The organism is Hymenobacter aerophilus DSM 13606, from assembly GCF_000382225.1.
GTDB lineage: Bacteria > Bacteroidota > Bacteroidia > Cytophagales > Hymenobacteraceae > Hymenobacter > Hymenobacter aerophilus.
In genome coordinates this window covers 1-5,293 of record NZ_KB907806.1, presented here as the reverse complement: position 1 = coordinate 5,293, position 5,293 = coordinate 1, and the positions used below count along the sequence as shown (strand labels likewise).

The window sequence follows — 5,293 nt, the reverse complement described above, 5'->3', positions numbered from 1 at the left end:
CATAATTCATAATTCATAATTCATAATTCATAATTCATAATTCATAATTCATAATTCATAATTCATAATTCATAATTCATTTAATACTTTCTTCGTTTAATAAACCGGTCGGCGGGGCCGGGCAGCCACTCTTCCCAGCGGTGGCGCCAGGGGGCGACCTGGCCGCGCAGGTATTTCTCGATGACCAGGCCGGCCAGCGGCGCGGCCGAGCTGCCGCCGAAACCGGCGTTTTCGATGAACACGACGATGGCAATTTTGGGGTCCTGGGCCGGGGCGAAGGCGGCGAACGAGGCGTGGTCGTCGCCGTGGGGGTTTTGCACGGTGCCGGTTTTGCCGGCCACCGAAATGCCCACGTCGGCCAGGCTGGCGTTGGCAGCGGTGCCGCCTTTACCATCCACGGCCCCAATCATGCCGGGCACAATGGCTTCGAAGTGGCGGGCGTCCACTCCCACCGTGTGCTTTACCTGGTACTCGGGCAGCGGGCCGCCGCTGCCGATGCCGCGCACGAAATGGGGCGTGTAGTACCAGCCGCGGTTGGCAATGGTGGCCATTACGTTGGCCATTTGCAGGCCCGTAATGCCAATTTCACCCTGCCCGATGCTCAGCGAGTACACCGTGCGGAAGCTCCAGCGGTGGTAGCCGTTGCGCTTGTCGTAGAACTCGGGCGACGGAATCAGGCCTTTCTTTTCCTGGCCCATATCCACGCCCAGCTTCTCGCCCAGCCCGAACTTCATCACCTGCCGCCGCCACTCGCCCAGCCCCAGGCGGGCATCCTCGAAGCGGTTGCTGGAGCGCCCGCGCAGCACGGTGGCGCGCATTACCTGGTAGAAATAGGGGTTGCAGCTCTGCTTGATGGCAATGCCCACATTGCTGGGGTACTCGTGGCGGTGGGTGCAGCGCACCAGCTTCCAGTTGCACGGAAACGGCGTGTTGGGCGTTACCACGCCCGCCTGCAGCGCCACCAGCTCGTTGATAAGCTTGAAGGTGGAGCCCGGCGGATACGTGGCCATCAGGGGGCGGTTGAACAGCGGCTGCTCGGGGTTGTTGAGCAGCTCCATGTAGCGGTTGCCCATGCCCTTGCCCGACAGCATTTCGGGGTCGAACATGGGGGCCGACACGAAGGCCAGGATTTCGCCCGTTTTGGGGTCGAGGGCCACCACCGAGCCGCGCTTGCCGGCCATCAGCTTCTCGGTGTAGGCCTGCAGCTCCGAGTCGAGGCTCAGGTGCAAGTCCTGGCCGGCCACCGAAAGCGTGTCGTACTCGCCGTCGCGGAAGGCGCCCTTCTCGATGCCGCGCACGTTTACCATGCGGTACTGCACGCCGCGGCGGCCCATGAGCTGCTTTTCGTAGAACGACTCCAGGCCCGTGATGCCCAGAAACTCGCCTGGCTGGTACTTGGCGTACTGGGGCCGCTCCAGCAGCTTGGGCGTAATCGAGCCCACGTAGCCCAGGGCGTGGGCCATGGTGTGGGTGTTGTACGAGCGGGCCATGCGGGCCTTCACGCTGAAGCCGGGAAAGTCAATCAGGTTGTCCTGAATGGTGGCCAGCTCCTGGGTGCTCAGGTTCTGCACCAGCGGCGAGGCCTTCACGCGGCTGAACTTGCGCGCCTGCTGCAGCCCCTCGCGCACTTCCAACAGCGGCAGCTGCAGCAGCTGGCTGAACCGCAGCGTATCGAGCTGCTTGACTTCGCGCGGCACCACCATCAGGTCGTACACGGGCGTATTCTGAACCAGAATCTGGCCCTTGCGGTCGTAAATCAGGCCCCGGTAGGGCGTCTGCACGATGCGCTGGAGCGTGTTGCGGTCGGCGGCCAGCTTGTAGCTGCCGTCCAGAACCTGGATGTAGAACAGGCGCGTCGCAAAAACCAGCGCGACGACCAGGAAAATCGCCTGGACGACGTATTTGCGGCCTTCGAGGTATTGCAAAGCAGGGAAATCTTAAAAGGCAGGCTCCGCCGCTACCGGCGGAAATGCAAAGATAACCCCGACCATGCGGAAAAGGTGCGAGATGGTGAAATGGTGATTTGGTGATTTGGCGAACTAAGCAACCTGTCATCCTGAGCGGAGCGAAGGACCTTATCCAGAAGCTAATATCAAAAGAGAATAGCTTCTGGATAAGGTCCTTCGCTCCGCTCAGGATGACAGCACATCCACTAAGTCACCAAATCACCACGTCACCAAATCGCCAAATCACCGCTTGCGGCGCTTGGTGGGGTAGAACACCAGTTGGATAATGAGCAACGCCAGAGCCGTGTAGAGCGTGCTGAGCACGATTTTGGCCAGCGTGAGGCCCACGAACCGGAACGAGCCCAGCTCCAGCAGGAAGAAGGCCGCGTGGTGCACGAAGGTGAGCAGCACCAGATACAGCACCATCCATTGCCAGCCCATCTGGTGGATGTTCACCGAATCCTGGGCGTCGTAGCCGTCGCGGGGCGTGAGCAGGCGCAGCACCCAGGGCCGCAGGTACATCAGCAGCACGGCGGCGGCGGCGTACACCCCGCCGGTGTCGAACACCATATCGAGCGAAATACCCACCACAAAGCCCAGCACCAGCTGCAGCACCAGCGGCGTGGCCAGCGGCAGAAACAGCAGAAAGCCCAGGTAAATAAAGCACCAGGCCAGGTTGAAGAGCACGAAATCGGTGCCGCTGATCAGCAGCACGTACAGGGCCAGGTAGAACACGCCCCGGACTGCCTGCCATAAAACGCTGAAAATTCCTCCACTCATGGCCGCTTGGCTTCAGGTTTGATGCCGGCGCGCCGTTCCAGCGTGTCGCGCTCGGCCTGGGGCCGGCTGGTAACCAGGTACACGTAGGTGAGGCGCGAAAAGTCGGTGGCCAGCCGCACGCGCACCGTCCAGAAGTTCTTATCGGGCTCCTTCACAAACGAGTCGACGGTGCCCACCAGCACGCCCTCGGGGTACACGGCGTTGTAGCCCGAGGTTACCACCGTATCGCCGCGCACCAGCTTGTTCTGGCGCGGAATGTTGTCGAGCAGCACGTGGGTGGGGTCGTCGCCGAGCCAGCGAATGGTGCCGATGGTGCCGTCGCGCTGGATGCGGGCCGAGGTGCGGCTCTGCGAGTGCAGCACCGACGTGATGGTGGCGTAGTGCTCGGAAAACACCTTCACCCGGCCCACAATGCCCTCGGCCGAGACCACGCCCATGCCGTCGCGCACGCCATCGGCGCGGCCCACATTCAGGGTCAGGTAGTTATCCACGAGGCGCTGGGTGCTGCTCACTACCCGGGCCGGAATCAGCGGATAATCGGGGTCGCGGGTGGCGAGGCTGCGCAAACCCAGCAGCAGCGAATCGGGGCGGCCCAGCACGGCCAGCCGGGCGCGGGTGGTGCTGTCCTGGCGCACGGGCAGCGAGTCGGCGGTGCGGCCGCCCAAGTCGGCGGGGTAGAACTGCTGCCGGAGCCGGGCGTTTTCGCGCAGCAGCTCCTGGTTGATGTCGGCCAGCCGGAAATAATCCTGTACCTGGTTGCGCCATCCCAGCACTTGCCCTACGTAGGTGTTGGCCGAATTGAAAAACGCGGCCCGCTGGTAGGTGCTGTTGCGCACCAGCAAAAACAAGCTCAGCACTTCCAGCAACGCAAATACCAGGAAACCCCGGTAGCGGAACAGAAAGGCGAACAGGTTATTCATGGGTTAATTATGAATTTTGGATTTTGGATTCTGAATTATGACTTGCCCCAGGCTGATAATGCAACGCCGAACAATTCAAAATCCAAAATTCATCATTCATAATTAAACAAGCAGTACGCCCTTGAAGCCCTGAATATCGGCGAGGGCCTTGCCGGTGCCGCGCACCACGGCGCGTAGCGGGTCTTCGGCAATGTGGATAGGCAGCTTGGTTTTCACGGCCAGGCGCTTGTCGAGGCCGCGCAGCAGGGCGCCGCCGCCGGTCAGGTGGATGCCGTTTTCGTAAATGTCGGCCGACAGCTCGGGTGGGCTGATTTCGAGGGCCTTGAGCACGGCTTCCTCGATTTTGGCCACCGACTTGTCGAGGGCAATGGCAATTTCCGACGACGTAACCTTGATAACCTTCGGGATACCGGTCATCAGGTCGCGGCCGCGCACCTCGAAATCGGGGGGCGTTACTTCGAGCTCGGTGAGAGCCGCGCCCACTTCAATTTTGATGCGCTCGGCGCTCCGCTCGCCAATCAGCAGGTTGTGCTGGCGGCGCATGTAGTCGAGAATGTCCTGGTTGAACACGTCGCCGGCCGTTTTGATGCTCTGGTCGCACACGATACCCGAGAGGGCAATAACGGCAATTTCGGTGCTGCCGCCCCCGATGTCGATAATCATCGAGCCCACGGGCTGCTCCACATCAATGCCGATGCCGATAGCGGCGGCCATGGGCTCCTGAATCATCCAGACTTCCTTGGCGCCGGCGTGCTCGGCCGAGTCGCGCACGGCCCGCTTCTCCACTTCCGTAATGCCCGACGGAATGCAGATAACCATGCGGTGCGAGGGCTGAAACAGCCGGTTGCGGGTGTCAATCATCTTGATGAGCCCCTTAATCATCTCCTCGGCGGCGTGGAAATCGGCAATAACGCCGTCTTTCAGGGGCCGGATGGTTTTGATGTTGTCGTGGGTTTTCTCGTGCATCTGCTGCGCCTGCCGGCCCACGGCAATTACTTTATTGGTCGTGCGGTCTTTGGCGATGATGCTCGGTTCATCGACAACGATAACGCCGTTGTGGATGATGAGCGTGTTGGCCGTGCCCAGGTCGATGGCAATGTCGCTGGTAAAGAAGTTAAAGAAACCCATTGCGTAACGGCAAGTAAATGAGAGCGGACGGCGTGGCCCGTCAAAAGAAGGGCAAAAGTACGCAGGAATTTATAGGGATGAGAACTGCCAGCTTGAGGAATAGACGCCGACAGGTGGCAAACCGGGCCCAGGGCCAGCCGCACGAAGCTGAAGTGTAGCAGGCAGCGCCATCCGGAAGGCAAAAGGGTGCGAAGCATCTGCCCCGCACCCTACAACTTCGCCCGCCGTATTCTATTGCCTTGCTAACCCAAGTTGCGGGGTATAGCGGGGCCAAAAAAAAGGTCTGTTCGGCTTGAACAGCCTAGGTTTGAAGTATTCGACCCCTTCAAGCCCTGCCGACCATGCGCGAACAGACCGTTGCAATGTACTGTGTTCTCGATGATTTGATTCGTTTTACGCGTCCCGCCGGCAGCCCGCTACCGGCTTCGGGCCGCCGTTTGACCGATGCGCAGGTGCTGACCACGGCCCTGGTAGCGGCCCGCTTTTTTGGCGGCAACCTGGTGGTGGCCAAGCACTACA

General features: G+C 60.7%; 4 protein-coding genes and 1 pseudogene. 1 reads left to right on the top strand and 4 read right to left on the bottom strand.

The window, feature by feature from the left end:
* Positions 1 to 80: 80 nt before the first annotated feature.
* The 4 genes from mrdA to H145_RS0106635 all read right to left on the bottom strand — a co-directional run bounded on the left by mrdA (position 81) and on the right by H145_RS0106635 (position 4,774).
* Entirely contained in the window at positions 81 to 1,925 is a 1,845-nt protein-coding gene (gene mrdA, locus H145_RS0106650) for a penicillin-binding protein 2 (protein WP_019947361.1), read from the bottom strand.
* A 264-nt stretch (positions 1,926 to 2,189) separates the two neighbouring features.
* A complete protein-coding gene (locus H145_RS0106645) occupies positions 2,190 to 2,726 on the bottom strand; it encodes a hypothetical protein (RefSeq protein ID WP_026351308.1) in 537 nt (178 codons plus the stop codon).
* Positions 2,723 to 3,646 (bottom strand): rod shape-determining protein MreC, encoded by a 924-nt coding sequence (gene mreC / locus H145_RS0106640; RefSeq protein WP_019947359.1) that lies wholly within the window; start codon positions 3,644 to 3,646, stop codon positions 2,723 to 2,725. Before mreC ends, H145_RS0106645 begins: the two co-directional genes overlap by 4 nt.
* Before the next feature lie 102 nt (positions 3,647 to 3,748).
* Positions 3,749 to 4,774: a rod shape-determining protein gene (locus H145_RS0106635; protein ID WP_019947358.1), complete on the bottom strand. Its 1,026-nt coding sequence runs from the start codon at positions 4,772 to 4,774 to the stop codon at positions 3,749 to 3,751.
* A gap of 341 nt (positions 4,775 to 5,115) precedes the next feature.
* Here H145_RS0106635 and H145_RS25115 point away from each other — a divergent pair.
* Positions 5,116 to 5,293, top strand: a pseudogene (locus H145_RS25115) (IS982 family transposase); the annotation flags it as partial.